The sequence below is a fragment of the Gordonia desulfuricans NBRC 100010 genome (assembly GCF_001485495.1).
In the GTDB taxonomy this organism is placed as follows: Bacteria; Actinomycetota; Actinomycetes; order Mycobacteriales; family Mycobacteriaceae; genus Gordonia; species Gordonia desulfuricans.
Map to the genome: position 1 here is coordinate 58,903 of NZ_BCNF01000039.1, position 13,961 is coordinate 72,863.

The 13,961-nt window shown below is 70.3% G+C and carries 12 protein-coding genes; 5 read left to right on the forward strand and 7 right to left on the reverse strand.

The window, feature by feature from the left end:
- The first annotated feature begins 92 nt into the window (after window positions 1–92).
- The gene (msrB, locus tag GD1_RS06775) at window positions 93–536 is read left to right on the forward strand and encodes a peptide-methionine (R)-S-oxide reductase MsrB (protein WP_053776448.1); all 444 of its coding nucleotides are present in this window, start codon (window positions 93–95) and stop codon (window positions 534–536) included.
- 270 nt (window positions 537–806) lie between these two features.
- On the opposite strand, the gene hemQ is transcribed toward msrB, so the two are convergent.
- The 3 genes from hemQ to hemE are packed head-to-tail and all read right to left on the reverse strand — an operon-like array spanning window position 807 to window position 3,957.
- Window positions 807–1,502: a hydrogen peroxide-dependent heme synthase gene (hemQ, locus tag GD1_RS06780; RefSeq protein ID WP_059036454.1), complete on the reverse strand. Its 696-nt coding sequence runs from the start codon at window positions 1,500–1,502 to the stop codon at window positions 807–809.
- Window positions 1,503–1,522: 20 nt separating this feature from the next.
- Entirely contained in the window at window positions 1,523–2,896 is a 1,374-nt protein-coding gene (locus GD1_RS06785) for an FAD-dependent oxidoreductase (RefSeq protein ID WP_059036455.1), read from the reverse strand.
- Entirely contained in the window at window positions 2,896–3,957 is a 1,062-nt protein-coding gene (gene hemE / locus GD1_RS06790; protein WP_053776537.1) for a uroporphyrinogen decarboxylase, read from the reverse strand. The genes GD1_RS06785 and hemE overlap by 1 nt, the downstream gene beginning before the upstream one ends.
- A gap of 84 nt (window positions 3,958–4,041) precedes the next feature.
- Between hemE and GD1_RS06795 the strand changes: the two genes are divergently transcribed.
- Together GD1_RS06795 and GD1_RS06800 are read left to right on the forward strand one after the other, a co-directional pair.
- Window positions 4,042–4,653 (forward strand): DUF3000 domain-containing protein, encoded by a 612-nt coding sequence (locus GD1_RS06795; protein WP_059036456.1) that lies wholly within the window; start codon window positions 4,042–4,044, stop codon window positions 4,651–4,653.
- Window positions 4,650–5,891, forward strand: a complete 1,242-nt coding sequence (locus tag GD1_RS06800; protein WP_059036457.1) for an HRDC domain-containing protein — start codon at window positions 4,650–4,652, stop codon at window positions 5,889–5,891. The genes GD1_RS06795 and GD1_RS06800 overlap by 4 nt, the downstream gene beginning before the upstream one ends.
- Window positions 5,892–6,031: 140 nt before the next feature.
- Here the strand turns inward: GD1_RS06800 and dxs are convergent, their stop codons facing one another.
- The 3 genes from dxs to GD1_RS06815 all read right to left on the reverse strand — a co-directional run bounded on the left by dxs (window position 6,032) and on the right by GD1_RS06815 (window position 11,451).
- On the reverse strand, window positions 6,032–8,020 hold the full coding sequence (gene dxs / locus GD1_RS06805) for a 1-deoxy-D-xylulose-5-phosphate synthase (RefSeq protein ID WP_059036458.1): 1,989 nt from the start codon (window positions 8,018–8,020) through the stop codon (window positions 6,032–6,034).
- 78 nt (window positions 8,021–8,098) lie between these two features.
- Complete coding sequence (locus GD1_RS06810) at window positions 8,099–9,442, reverse strand: class I SAM-dependent RNA methyltransferase (protein WP_059036459.1); 1,344 nt, start codon at window positions 9,440–9,442, stop codon at window positions 8,099–8,101.
- A complete protein-coding gene (locus GD1_RS06815; RefSeq protein WP_174519023.1) occupies window positions 9,439–11,451 on the reverse strand; it encodes an APC family permease in 2,013 nt (670 codons plus the stop codon). Before GD1_RS06815 ends, GD1_RS06810 begins: the two co-directional genes overlap by 4 nt.
- A gap of 201 nt (window positions 11,452–11,652) precedes the next feature.
- Between GD1_RS06815 and GD1_RS06820 the strand changes: the two genes are divergently transcribed.
- Window positions 11,653–12,315 (forward strand): potassium channel family protein, encoded by a 663-nt coding sequence (locus GD1_RS06820; protein WP_053776444.1) that lies wholly within the window; start codon window positions 11,653–11,655, stop codon window positions 12,313–12,315.
- A gap of 28 nt (window positions 12,316–12,343) precedes the next feature.
- Window positions 12,344–13,006, forward strand: a complete 663-nt coding sequence (locus GD1_RS06825; RefSeq protein WP_053776443.1) for a potassium channel family protein — start codon at window positions 12,344–12,346, stop codon at window positions 13,004–13,006.
- Between the two features lie 503 nt (window positions 13,007–13,509).
- Here the strand turns inward: GD1_RS06825 and GD1_RS06830 are convergent.
- Window positions 13,510–13,884: an OB-fold nucleic acid binding domain-containing protein gene (locus GD1_RS06830; protein ID WP_053776442.1), complete on the reverse strand. Its 375-nt coding sequence runs from the start codon at window positions 13,882–13,884 to the stop codon at window positions 13,510–13,512.
- Window positions 13,885–13,961 lie beyond the last annotated feature (77 nt).

A 13,961-nucleotide genomic window follows, 5' to 3' on the forward strand; every position in this document is an offset into this window, starting at 1 on the left:
GGACATCACAGAAGTCTCACACGCCACAGAAGGGCCGCTGTGGGGGCGAGGTCCTGTGGCGTGTGCGGGTGGGGACTCGTACGGTGGGAACCATGACCGATACACCCGCCGAGACCCCCGCTGACACCCCGGCCGAGCTGGCCGATCTCACCGATGAGCAGTGGCGCGAACGCCTGACCCCGGCCGAATACCGCGTCCTGCGGCAGGCCGGTACCGAGGCCCCGTTCACCGGCGAGTACACCGACTCCAAGACCGTAGGCGTCTACCGCTGCCGGGCCTGCAACTCCGAGCTGTTCCGCAGCGAGCAGAAGTTCGAATCGCACTGCGGATGGCCGTCGTTCTTCTCCCCGCTGGCCGGCGAGGCGGTGATCGAACGCTCCGACACGTCGCTGGGTATGCGCCGCACCGAGGTGCTGTGTGCCAACTGCGAGAGCCACCTCGGTCACGTCTTCCAGGGTGAGGGCTACCCCACCCCCACCGACCTGCGGTACTGCATCAACTCAATCAGCCTGTCGCTGGAACCCACCGAGGACTGAACCGGCGAGGCATCGCCCGGCTGCGGCTCGACCACCATCCGGTGGTCGAGCCGCAGCCGTATTCGGTGGTCGAGTATTTGGTGGTCGAACCGCAGCCGTATTCGGTGGTCGACCATTTGGTGGTCGAGCCGGGACCGAGCCCGAAGGGCGAGGACCCGTGTCGAGACCCGGTGACCCGACGGTGTCGGTGACCACCTCGAACGCGAGAAGGGGCCGGTCCGGACGTCATGTCCGGACCGGCCCCTTCTGTCAATCGGGTCGGTCAGTGCGTCACGGCAGGGCCTCGACGAGGGCGTCCACCTCGACCCGCGGGCCGGTGAAGAACGGGGTCTCCTCGCGCACGTGCATGCGGGCCTCGGTGGCGCGCAGGTCACGCATCAGGTCGACGATGCGGTGCAGTTCCGGCGCCTCGAAGGCCAGCAGCCATTCGTAGTCGCCGAGGGCGAACGAGGCGACGGTGTTGGCGCGGACGTCCTTGTAGCCGCGGGCCTGCTTGCCGTGGTCGGAGAGCATCTTGCGACGCTCCTCGTCGGGCAGCAGGTACCACTCGTACGACCGCACGAACGGGTACACGCAGATGTAGTTGCCCGGCTCCTCCCCGGCGAGGAACGCCGGGATGTGGCTCTTGTTGAACTCCGCGGGGCGGTGCAGTGCGACGTTGCTCCACACCGGCTCGCAGACGCGGCCCAGCTGGGTCTCGCGGCGGAACCGGTTGTATGCGGCCTGCAGGTCCTCGATCTTCTCCGCATGCCACCAGATCATGAAGTCGGCGTCGGCGCGCAGGCCGGACACGTCGTAGACACCGCGGACCATGACGTCGGTGTCGGCGAGGGATTTGAAGAAATCCGTGGCGTCGGATTTCACCGCGTCACGATCGTCGCCGATCCCATCGGGTCGGACGGCGAACACCGAGAACATCAGGTAGCGGATGGTCGAGTTCAGTTCGGCATAGTCCAAGCGGCTCATGACCCCATCGTGCCACCGTCTCAGTGCAGGTCGGTGAGCAGGTCCCGGGCCGCACGACCGGCCTGCCCGATACATGCGGGCACCCCGACACCGGCGTAGGACGACCCGGCCAGCGCCAGCCCTGTGGGCCGGTGGCCGAGCACCTCGGCCATGCGGGCCAGATGCCCGGGCGCGTACCGCGGCAGTCCCCCGGTCCAGCGTTGCTGCCACACGTCGATCACGTGCCCGGATGCCGGCGCGACGCCGGCGGCCGCGCAGATCCGGTCGAGGTCGGCCAGGGCCTGGCCGCGCAGCGAGTCGAGGGCGTCGTCGGCGATCGGGGCGCCGTAACGGCCGAACGACGCCCGCACCGACACCGGCCGGTCGGGTCGGCCCAGATGCGCCCACTTGCGGGAGCTGAGCGTGAACGCCTTGGCGTGCAGGTCTCCTCCGGTCGCCACCAGCACGCCCGAATGGGCGGGCAGGTCGGTGCCCGGAGCCAGGGCCAGGGACAGCACCACCGACGACGCCGGTTCCACTGCGCGCAGCGTGGGCGCCAGGTCGGGTGCCTGCGTGGCGAGCAACTCGCCGGCGATCCAGGCGGGGACCGCCAGGATCACACCGTCGTAGGTGGCCTCGACCGGCCCGTGTACCGCCCAGCGGTCGCCGGTACGGGAGAGTCCGGTGACCCGAGCGCCCAGATGCACGGTGGGGCGGGCGGCGTCGACGAGCGCGTCGAGCAGCACCCGGTACCCGCCGACGAGGGTGCCGAACACCGGCCCGGTGCCGGTGGATGCGGCGAGGATGTCGGTGACCGCCCCGGTGAGACTGGTCGCGCCCTGATCCAGACGCAGGGCCAGGGCCGGCAGTGCCTCGCGCAGCCCGATGTCGCCGGCCAGGCTCGAGTAGACGCCGCCGAGCATCGGGTCGACGCAGCGGGCCACCACCGACGGCCCGAACCGGTCGGCGACCAGTTCCCCGACGCTCACGTCGGTACCCGGGCGCCACGACAGCGGCCGGTCGGCCTCGCCGCGGATGCGGTCCACGTCGGCCGGGTCGGCGATACCGGCGACGATGTCGGCGGATGCCGGGATGCCCATGAGAGCCGGGGACGGCAGCGGGTGCAGGCCGCCGTTCGCCCAGATCGCCGGTCGTGCGCCGGTCGGCGCCACCACCCGGTCGGTCAGGCCCAGCTCGGCGACCAGGTCCACCGCCTCGGGGCGGCGCACGATGAACGCCTCGGCGCCCACGTCGACCGGCCGGCCGCCCACCTCGACGGTCTGCAGGATGCCACCGGTCGACTCCCCCGCCTCGAGGATGTCGATCACCGCGTCGTCGCCGAGTGCCTGCCGCAGCCGGAGTGCGGCGACGAGGCCGGACACACCGGCACCGACGACAGCGATCCGGGCGGACATCAGAGTGTGTGGATCAGTTCGACGGCGCGGGTGAGCACCTTCGCGTCGGTGTCGGGGAGCACGCCGTGCCCGAGGTTGACGATGTGGCCGGTGGCGCCGGTGGCGATCGCGGTCGCCCCGTCGTCGAGGACGCGGCGGATCTCACGTTCGATCACCTGCGGCCCGGCGAACAGCACCGTCGGGTCGAGGTTGCCCTGCACGGCCTTGCCCGGACCCACGCGGCGCACCGCCTCGGTCAGCGGCACCCGCCAGTCGACGCCGATCACGTCGGCGGGGGCGGCCATCGCGGCGAGCAGTTCACCGGTGCCGACACCGAAGTGGATGCGGGGTACGCCATAGCCGGCGACCTCGGCGAACACCCGGTCGGTGTGCGGGGCGACGTAGGTGCGGTAGTCGGCCTCGGAGAGGGCCCCGGCCCACGAGTCGAAGACCTGGATCGCGTCCACCCCGGCCTCGAGCTGCACCTGCAGGAAGGTGATGGTGATGTCGGCGAGCCGGCCCATCAGCGCATTCCACACCTCCGGCGCACCGCGCATGAGAGCCTTGGTGTTGACGTAGTTGCGGCTCGGACCGCCCTCGATCAGATATGACGCGAGGGTGAACGGCGCCCCGGCGAAGCCGATCAGCGCGGTCTCCGCCGGCAGCTCGGCGAGGATCCGCTCCACCGCGTGGGCGACCGCCCCGACCTGCGCCGGATCGAGCCGCGGCAGCCCCGCGACGTCGGCCTCGGTGCGGATGGGCGCGGCGATCACCGGGCCGGTCCCGGCCACGATGTCCAGGTCCACACCGGCGGCCTTGAGCGGCACGACGATGTCGGAGAACAGGATCGCGGCGTCGACGTCGTGGCGTCGGACCGGTTGCAGCGTGATCTCGGTGACCAGCTCCGGGTCGAAGCACGACTCGAGCATGCCGTGGTTCTCCCGGATGGCCCGGTATTCCGGCAACGACCGACCGGCCTGCCGCATGAACCACACTGGGCGCCTGCTGGGCGTGGAGCCCTGCGCCGCGGCCACCAGCGGCATGGTGGCGTGGCCTGAACGGGTACGTTGTGAATGCGACATCATCGATCACTCTGCCATGTCGTCCGAATCGACCACCGGCGCGCCTCCGCCCTTCGGCGCAGTGCTGGTCTTACCGTCACAGTTGTGACCTCCTCCGGAGCTCCGACGGAGCCTGCCGACTTCCGCACCGCGGTCGAGTCGCTGCATTCCGCGCGCATCCGACGCGACATCGAGGTCGGGCCGATCCGCCCGCCGCAGCGCCTGGCGCCCTACAGCTATGCGGTGGGCGCGGAGGTGCGCCGCGCCGACGACGATCCCGACGACGACCTGCAGGGCAGCGCCTTCGGGCGGCTGATCCTGCTCTACGACCCCGACGGCCAGGACGCCTGGAACGGGACGATGCGTCTGGTCGCCTACATCCAGGCGGAGGTGGAGGCCGCGCTCGCGGCCGACCCGCTGCTGCCCGAGGTGGCGTGGAGCTGGCTCGCCGATGCCCTCGGTGTCCCGGTCGGTGAGACCGCCAACGACGAGGGACCGGTCCACGTGACCGCTCTCGGCGGCACCGTGACCTCCACGTCGTCGGTGCGCTACGGCGACATCGCCGGTCCGCCGCGCGCCCATCAGCTCGAGTTGCGGGCGTCGTGGACCGCCCCGTCGGCCGAAGGGCTGGGCGCGCACCTGGAGGCGTTCTGCGAAGTGTTGTCGGCGGCCGCGGGTCTGCCCCCGGTCGGTGTCACCGAACTCGGGTCGGCGTGAGCGATCCGGCAGCGCCCGCCGAGGACGCCACCCCCACCACCCCGCTGCTCGAACCGCGCGAGGGCGTCCCGCCCGTGCTGTCGTCGGCCGGGCAGTTCGCCGACGCCGCCGAGCGGCTCGCCGCCGGCACCGGGCCGATCGCCCTCGACACCGAACGCGCGTCGGGCTACCGGTACTCCCAGCGCGCCTACCTGATCCAGATCCGGCGCACCGGATCGGGCAGTTTCCTGATCGACCCGATCGAGGAACCCGACGCACTGGACCCGCTGATCGAGGTGCTCGACGGCCCCGAATGGGTGCTGCACGCCGCCGACCAGGACCTTCCGTGCCTGCGTGACCTGGGTTTCCGCGCCAACGACCTGTTCGACACCGAACTCGCCGGACGGCTGCTCGGGCTGACCCGGGTGAATCTGGCCGCGATGGTCGCCGAGTTCCTCGGCCTCGGTCTGCAGAAGGGGCACGGCGCCGCCGACTGGTCACGTCGTCCGCTGCCACCGGAATGGCTGAACTACGCCGCCCTCGACGTCGAGGTGCTCGTCGAACTGCGCGATGCGATGGACGCCGCACTCGGCGACGCCGAGAAGCAGGAGTGGGCGGTCGAGGAGTTCCGGTACGTGCTGGGGCGTCCGGTCTCGCCACCGCGCACCGACCGCTGGCGGCGCACCGCCAACATCCACACCATCAAGACCGCACGCGGGCTGGCCACCGTCCGCGAGTTGTGGGCGGCGCGGGAGGAGATCGCGCAGCGTCGGGATGTCGCGCCGGGGCGGGTGCTGCCCGACTCGGCGATCATCACCGCCGCCGCAGCCGCCCCGCAATCGGCCGGCGACCTGACCAAACTGCCGGTGTTCGGCGGTCCCCGACAACGCAAGCAGGCCGCGGTCTGGATGTCGGCGATCCTGCGGGCCCGCGACCTGACCGACAAGGAACTGCCGCCGCGTAAGGCGCCGACCACGGGACTGCCGCCGATCAGCCGGTGGGAGCCCCGCAATCCGGAGGCCGCCGCCCGCGCGGCGACGGTGCGGCCGCTGATCAAGGAGATCGCCGAGGCCCACGAGGTACCGGCGGAGAACCTGCTCTCCCCCGACCTGGTGCGCCAGCTGTGCTGGGACGGGGTGCCCGCCCCGATCACCGCCGAGGCGGTCGACGCGGCCCTGGCCGCCGGTGGGGCCCGCACCTGGCAGCGTGCGCTGACCGCGGCGCCGATCGCGGCGGCTATCGCCGGACTGCCCGGCTAGATCACACCGCCACCCCACCGCGAGACCGCTACCCGGGAGACGGATACCCGGGAGACGACCCCCGGCGATGACGTGATGCCAGAACGACGTGGGGCAGCACCCGCCGGAAATGCCCGGCCGGTGCTGCCCCACGTCATCGGTCAGTCCTGGGTGTGTGCCTCTTCGGGGGTCCGGACCTCCTCGGGAGCCCGCGCGACGTCGGGCTCGGAGGCGGTGTCGGCGCGATCCATCCCCGGCAGGGTCTGCATCTCGGAGACCGTCGCGGTGATCGACCGCGCCAGGTCCTGGGCGGTCAGGCCGAGCTCGGCGAGGATCTGGCCGCGCGAGGCGTGGGCGATGAATTCCTGTGGGATGCCCCGGTTCTGGACCGGGACCACCACGTCGGCCGCCGACAGCGCAGCCGCGACCGCGGATCCGACGCCGCCCTGCACACCGCTGTCCTCGAGGGTCACCACGAGCCGGTGACGGGTGGCGAGGTCGGTGATCGACGCGGGCACCGGCAGTACCCAGCGCGGATCGACAACGGTGGCCTCGATGCCCTGGCTGCGCAAGCGGTCGGCGGTGTCGAGGGCCAGCGAGCAGAACGCGCCGACCGCGACGATCAGCACATCGCCGCCGATCTCGCCGACACCCGGGCCGCGGCGCAGCACGTCGACGCCGTCGTCGAGGCGGGTGACCGCGCGGATGTCCTCGGGCACCGCCCCTTTGGAGAAGCGCAACACGGTGGGGCCGTCATCGACGGCGAGTGCCTCGTCGAGTTCCTCGCGCAGCCGGACCGCGTCGCGCGGTGCGGCCACCCGCAGGCCGGGCACGATCGACAGCAGCGACAGATCCCACATGCCGTGATGGCTGGGGCCGTCCGGTCCGGTGATCCCCGAGCGGTCGAGTACCACGGTGACCGGCTGGCGCAGCAGCGCGACGTCCATCAGCAGCTGGTCGAAGGCGCGGTTGAGGAAGGTCGAGTAGATCGCGACCACCGGATGCAGACCGCCCAGCGCCAGACCGGCGGCCGAGGTCATCGCATGCTGTTCGGCGATCCCGACGTCGAACATGCGATCCGGGAAGGCATCCCCGAACGCCGACAGCCCGGTGGGTCCGGGCATCGCCGCGGTGATCGCGACGATGTCGTCGCGGGTGTGCCCGGCCTCCACCAGCGCGGTGGAGAACACCGTGGTCCAGTCCAGCGGTGAGACCGATGTGGCGCGGCCCGTCCTCGGGTCGATCACGCCGGTCGCGTGCATCTGGTCGGCCTCGTTGTTCTCCGCGTGCGCATAGCCCATCCCCTTGCGGGTGACGGTGTGCACGATCACCGGGCCGCCGTAGGCGCGGGCACGGCGGAACGCCGATTCGAGGGCCTCCACGTCGTGGCCGTCGACCGGTCCGACGTATTTGAGGCCGAGGTCGGTGAACATCGCCTGCGGGGCGAGCAGATCCTTGAGGCCGCTCTTCATCCCGTGCAGCACCGCATACGCGGGGTCGCCGACGACGGGCAGTTTGCGCACCACACGGCGCCCCTCGTCGAGGACGCGCTCATAGCTCGGCTGCAGGCGCAGCCCGGACAGGTGGCGGGCGAAGCCGCCGATCGTCGGGGCGTAGGACCGGCCGTTGTCGTTGACCACGATCACCAGGGGGCGGTCGCCGGCGGCGATGTTGTTCATCGCCTCCCAGCACATGCCGCCGGTCAGGGCGCCGTCGCCGACGACGGCCACCACGGTACGGTCGGGCTGGCCGGTGAGGGCGAACGACTTGGTCAGGCCGTCGGCGTACGAGAGTGCCGCCGAGGCGTGCGAGGACTCCACCCAGTCGTGTTCGCTCTCGGCGCGGTCCTGGTAGCCGGTGAGGCCGCCCTGCTGCCGGAGGGTGTCGAATCGGTCGCGGCGCCCGGTGACGATCTTGTGCACGTAGCACTGATGTCCGGTGTCGAAGAGGATCGGATCATGCGGTGAGTCGAAGACCCGGTGCATGGCCAGGGTGAGTTCGACGACGCCGAGGTTCGGGCCGAGGTGCCCGCCGACCGCGGAGACCTTCTCGATCAGGAATCGACGGATCTCCGCCGCCAGCGTCACGACCTGCTCGGACGTCAGCTCACGGAGGTCGGCCGGGGATTCGATCTGCTCCAGCAGCCCCATCCGGTGTCCTCCCTCATCAGTACCCATCCGTCCCAGTCTACGGTCGTCGCCGCGCATGTCTGCGCAGCGGTGAGGTAGTCAGTGGCGTGACGTCGACCGCACCAGTACCGCGATCGCCTCCAGATGGTGGGTCAGCGGGAACGCGTCGAACCCGGCGATCCGCTGCGGGGTGTAGCCGTGGCGCCCGTACAGCCCCAGGTCGCGGGCGAAGCGGCCGACGTCGCATCCGACGTGCGCGATCACCTCCGGCGCGGCATCGGCGAGCTGGGCGATCACCGCGGGTCCGGCACCGGTCCGCGGCGGGTCCAGGACCACGACCTGCGGGGCGGGCAGGTCGGCGATCAGGCGCGCCACCTCCCCTCGGTGCAGGTGGATGCCGGTGTCGGTGGTGAAGGTGTGCTCGGCGGCCTCGAGGGCGCCGGGATCGGATTCGACGACGTGCACCGAGCCCGCCGCGAGGGTGTCGGTGAGGGCGGCCGCGAACCCCCCGGCCCCGCCGTAGAGATCCCAGCAGACGCCGGGCGCGGCGTCGCCGAGGGCCGACCGCACCATGTCGGTGACGGTCGCCGCGTAGGTGTCGGGGGCGGCCCGGTGTCCCTGCCAGAACCCGGCGACCGGGATCTCCCAGCGTCGCGCGCCGACGCGGTGACCGGCCGTCGGCGCACCGGCGACCACCCGCTGCGGGCGGGGTGCCTCGCGGTGTCGGCGACGCTGCTGTGCGGCCCTGCGGTCCCGGGACCGTCCGCGTGACGAACCGCCCCGCTCCGGTCCTCCGCGTGGTGGTCGGCCGCCGCCCGCCGCAGCGGCCGGGACCGGTCCGATCTCGACGATGTGCCGGGTGCCGGTGTCGTCGAGGGTGATCGCGAGATCGCCGCCGGGGGCGTATCCGTCGCCGAGGTCGGCGACCATCAGCGGATCGTTCTGGGCGCACGGATCTCCGGTGACGATGCCGGCACCGCCACGTTCGTGCAGCCCCGGCCGGCCGTCGGCGTCGACGGCGAGCCGGGTGAGGATGCGCCAGCCGGTCGCGCCGCCGTCGAGGGCCCGCACCGCCTCACCGGGCAGCAGCCGGTCGAGCCGGGCGGCGTCGAATCCGCCGATCCGGCCCAGCACGTCGCGCAGGACCTCCGCCTTGAGCCCCCGCACGTGGTCGGGGGTGATGAACGACTGGTCGCAGCACCCGGCGCCGTGGGCGGCCGCAGCGCACAGCTCGTCGATGCGCTGCGGTGCGGGCTCGAGCACGTCGACGGTCTCGGCGGTGAGGAACCTCGGCTTCTCCTCGACGATGCGGGCGGTGACCTGCTCGCCGGGGATCGCACCGCGCACGAACACCGCGCGGCCGTCGTCGGCGCGCCCGACGGCGGTGCCGCCGTTGGCCGGCCGGTCGACGCGCAGGGTCAGCAGGATGTCGGTGTCGGTCACCGGTCGGGACCGCCGAGAGCGCGGCGGGTGTCGCCGGGGGCGTGATAGGCCATGTCCGCCTTTCGATGTTCGGACGACGTGAGCTGCCACGGCACCGAGGTGACCATCACCCCGGGTTCGAACAGCAGTCGCGTCTTGAGCCGCAGCGCGGACTGGTTGTGCAGGATGGTCTCCCACCAGTGCCCCACCACGTACTCCGGGATGAACACGGTGATCACGTCGCGGGGCGACTCGCGGCGCACCCGGCGCACGTACTCGATCACCGGTCGGGTGATCTCGCGGTAGGGCGAGGCGATCACCTTGAGCGGGATGGAGATGTCGCTCTTCTCCCACTCCGACACCAGTTTGCGGGTGTCGCGGTCGTCGACGTTGACGGTGATCGCCTCCAGGGTGTCCGGTCGGGTGGCACGGGCGTACAGGACCGCCCGCTTGGTCGCCAGGTGCAGCCCCGACACCAGCACCACCGAGTGGGTTCGGCTGGGCAGCACCGCGCCCTCGTCCTCGTCCTCGGCGCGTTCCAGTTCGTGCTGCACCGTCGAGTAGTGGTGGTGGATCGCCTTCATCAGGACGAACAGCGCCACCATCGCCAGGATCGCGATCCAGGCGCCCGCGGTGAACTTGGTGATCAGCACCACCACCAGCACGGTGGCGGTCATGATCAGGCCGACGGTGTTGATCACCCGTGACTGCTTCATCCGACGCCGCGCACTCGGGTCGGTCTCGGTGCGCAGCAGTCGGGTCCAGTGCCGGACCATGCCGGTCTGGCTGAGGGTGAACGAGACGAACACCCCGACGATGTAGAGCTGGATCAGGGCGGTGACCTCGGCGCCGAAGGCGACGACGAAGGCGGTGGCGGCCAGCGCCAGGAAGATGATGCCGTTGCTGAACGCGAGCCGGTCACCGCGGGTGTGCAGCTGCCGCGGCAGGTAGCGATCCTGGGCGAGTACGGAGCCCAGTACCGGGAACCCGTTGAACGCGGTGTTGGCCGCCAGGACCAGGATCAGGGCGGTGACGGTCGCGACGAAGTAGAAACCGACCGGGAAACTCGCGAACACCGCGTGTGCGAGCTGGGCGATCATCGCCTTCTGGTGATACCCCTCGGGGGCACCGATCAGGTCGGTCGCCGGGTTCATCACATATTTGGCGCCGATCCGCTCGGCCAGGAACACGATGCCCAGCAGCAGCGTGATGGCGATCGCGCCGAGCAGGAACAGGGTGGTGGCGGCGTTGCGCGACTTGGGTTTCTGGAAGGCCGGCACCCCGTTGCTGATCGCCTCCACACCGGTCAGCGCGGCACACCCCGACGAGAACGCCCGGGCGATCAGGAAGACGAACGCCAGGCCCATCAGATTGGAGTGTTCGGCCTTGATCTCGAAGCCGGCGGCCTCCGAACGGACGGTGTCGCCGAGCAGATAGATCTGGATGAAACCCCAGATCAGCATGCCGAGCACGCCGAGGATGAAGGCATAGGTGGGGATCGCGAGCACCGACCCGGACTCCTTGAGTCCGCGCAGGTTGACCGCCGCGAGCAGCACGATGGCCGCCACACAGAACCACACCCGGTGCTGGGACACGAACGGGATCGCCGAGCCGATGTTCTCCGCCGCCGACGAGATCGACACCGCGACGGTCAGCACGTAGTCGACGAGCAGGGCACTGCCGACGGTCAGACCGGCGGTGGGACCCAGGTTGACCGTGGCGACCTCGTAGTCGCCGCCGCCGGACGGGTAGGCGTGCACGTTCTGCCGATAGCTGGCGACCACCACCGCCATCACCACCGCGACGGCGACCGCCACCCACGGGGTGTAGACCAGTCCGGAGAGCCCGGCGACCGACAGGACCAGGAAGATCTCCTGCGGCGCATAGGCCACCGACGACATCGCATCGGATGCGAACACCGGCAATGCGATGCGTTTGGGGAGGAGGGTGTGACCGAGCCGATCACTACGGAACGGCCGTCCCAACAGCAACCGTTTGGTTGCGACGGACACCTTCGACACGGTGGGCACCACGCCACACTAAGACCTGCGCCACCCGATCACCACAACTGACACGTCGACCCGCGACGACACGCCCCCGGGACCCGGATCGACCCGGGGAACGACACCGCGCGCCGGGATACCGGGCGCGAGGGTAGGTTCATCTCAACGGCGGTCACCGGACGCCGAGACGACCAGCGGCACCCACCGTGCCGAACGGGAGGATGCGACGTGCGGGTAGTCATCATGGGCTGTGGACGAGTGGGATCGTCCCTGGCCGCAGCGATGGAACGCCGTGGACACGAGGTGTCGATCATCGACCGCAATCCGTCGGCCTTCGCCCGTCTCGGGGACGGCTTCCGCGGCCAGACCATCGTCGGCGTCGGCTTCGACCGGGATGTGCTGACCCGCGCCGGGATCGAGCGCGCGGACGCCTTCGCCGCGGTGTCCTCCGGCGACAACTCCAACATCATCGCCGCGCGGGTGGCCCGTGAGACCTTCGACGTCGAGCGGGTGGTGGCCCGGATCTACGACGCCAAACGTGCCGAAGTGTATGAGCGACTGGGTATTCCGACCGTCGCGACCGTCCCGTGGACCACCGAGCGGTTCGTCTCCGCACTCGGTGAGGCATCCACCACCACCGAGTGGCGCGACCCGTCGGGCACGCTCGCCATCGCCCAGCTCGAGATCCATGAGTCGTGGATCGGGACCAACGTGGTCAAGTTCCAGGAACTCACCGGCGCGCGGATCGCGTTCATCAACCGCGTCGGCCATCCGGTGCTGCCGGAGGCGCGGACCGTGCTGCAGCAGGACGACGTGGTGTTCGGGGCCGTGGTCCTGGACAACCTCGCCGAGACCCGCGCACTGGTGTCTGCACCGTTGAGCGGCGAATAGCGGCCGGGCCGAGAACGAGGAGAGACAGATGAAGGTCGCCATCGCCGGAGCCGGCGCCGTCGGACGTTCGATCGCCCGCGAACTCCTGGTCAACAAACACGAGGTGACGCTGTTCGAGCGCAACGCCGGGCACATCGATCCCGACTCGGTACCCGAGGCGCGGTGGATGCTCGCCGATGCCTGCGAGCTGTCGAATCTGGAGTCCGCCGGGCTGCAGTCGTTCGACGTGATGATCGCCGCCACCGGCGACGACAAGGCCAACCTGGTGGTGAGCCTGCTCGCCAAGACCGAGTTCGCGGTCAACCGGGTGGTGGCCCGGGTCAACGATCCGCGCAACGAGTGGCTGTTCGGCGAGGATTGGGGTGTCGACGTCGCGGTGTCCACCCCGCGTCTGCTCGCCTCGCTCGTCGAAGAGGCCGTGTCGGTGGGAGATCTGGTGCGGCTGATGACCTTTCGCCAGGGTCAGGCCAACCTGGTGGAGCTCACCCTGCCACCCAACACACCGCTGGCCGGCCACCCGGTACGCAAGCTGGCCCTCCCCCGCGATGTCGCCCTGGTGGCGATCCTGCGAGGCGGTCGGGTGATCGTCCCCGAGCGCGACGACCCGATCGAGGGCGGCGACGAACTGGTCTTCATCGCCCCCACCGAGGCCGAGGACGCATTGCACGAGTCGATGCAGGTGGCACCGTAGGACGGACGTCGTTGCGACACGCGACGACGCGCGCGACCATCCACTCGACCACCAAACCCAAACGCTGGTTCGACCGCGATAGCCGGGGAACCCACTCGACCACCAACCCCAAACGCTGGTTCGACAGCAATGGCCGGGGAACCCACTCGACCACCAACCCCAAACGATGGTTGAGCCGACGAGGAGCGCAAGCGACGAGACGAGTCGAAACCTCCGCCGCCCAACCTCGGCAGGCGACCACCATCAAACCGGTCACCGACACCGCAAACCCACCAGGCCTCGACACGGGTCCTCGCCCAGAGGCTCGGTCCCGGCTCGACCACCAAACCCAATGGCTGACTGAGGCGACCACCAAACCCAAACGATGGTTGAGCCGACGAGGAGCGCAAGCGACGAGACGAGTCGAAACCTCCGCCGCCCAACCTCGCCAAGCGACCACCATCAAACCGGTCATCGACAACGCAACCGACGACCTGGCCAACCATCGGAAAGAAGGGCGACGGTCAGTCTTCGGTGCCTTGGAGTTCGTAGTACGGGTTGTAGATCACCTTCATGCCTTCGTGCTCGGCGAGGCGACCGCGCACGGTGATCTTGCGTCCGGGTTCGATCCCGGGAATCCGGTTGCGGCCGAGCCACTTCAACAGCACCACGTCGGAGCCGTCGAAGAACTCCGCCTTGACGCCGGTCTTGGCGGCGCGCGAGCAGGTCTCCACCGACCTGAGTTCGCCGTGCATCGACACCTCGTCGCCTCGGCAACACTCTGCGGCGCGCTGGGCACCGGTGGCCTGCGACTCGGCCGCGATCTGCTCGGCGTCGACGTTGCCGAGGTCTTCGGTCAACCGTCGCGTCAGCCGCTTGAGATAACCGGTTGTCGGCATCACAAACCTCCGGGGACGAACTTCGATCTGTAGGAACTCGCCTCAGCGTAGACCCACGTTCTCATGGGGTACAACGC

Coding starts and splice junctions, on each gene's coding strand:
- msrB (WP_053776448.1), top strand. CDS start 93: ATGACCGATACACCCGCCGAGACCCCCGCTGACACCCCGGCCGAGCTG.
- hemQ (WP_059036454.1), bottom strand. CDS start 1,502: ATGAGCCGCTTGGACTATGCCGAACTGAACTCGACCATCCGCTACCTG.
- GD1_RS06785 (WP_059036455.1), bottom strand. CDS start 2,896: ATGTCCGCCCGGATCGCTGTCGTCGGTGCCGGTGTGTCCGGCCTCGTC.
- hemE (WP_053776537.1), bottom strand. CDS start 3,957: ATGTCGCATTCACAACGTACCCGTTCAGGCCACGCCACCATGCCGCTG.
- dxs (WP_059036458.1), bottom strand. CDS start 8,020: ATGGGGCTGCTGGAGCAGATCGAATCCCCGGCCGACCTCCGTGAGCTG.
- GD1_RS06825 (WP_053776443.1), top strand. CDS start 12,344: ATGAAGGTCGCCATCGCCGGAGCCGGCGCCGTCGGACGTTCGATCGCC.
- GD1_RS06830 (WP_053776442.1), bottom strand. CDS start 13,884: ATGCCGACAACCGGTTATCTCAAGCGGCTGACGCGACGGTTGACCGAA.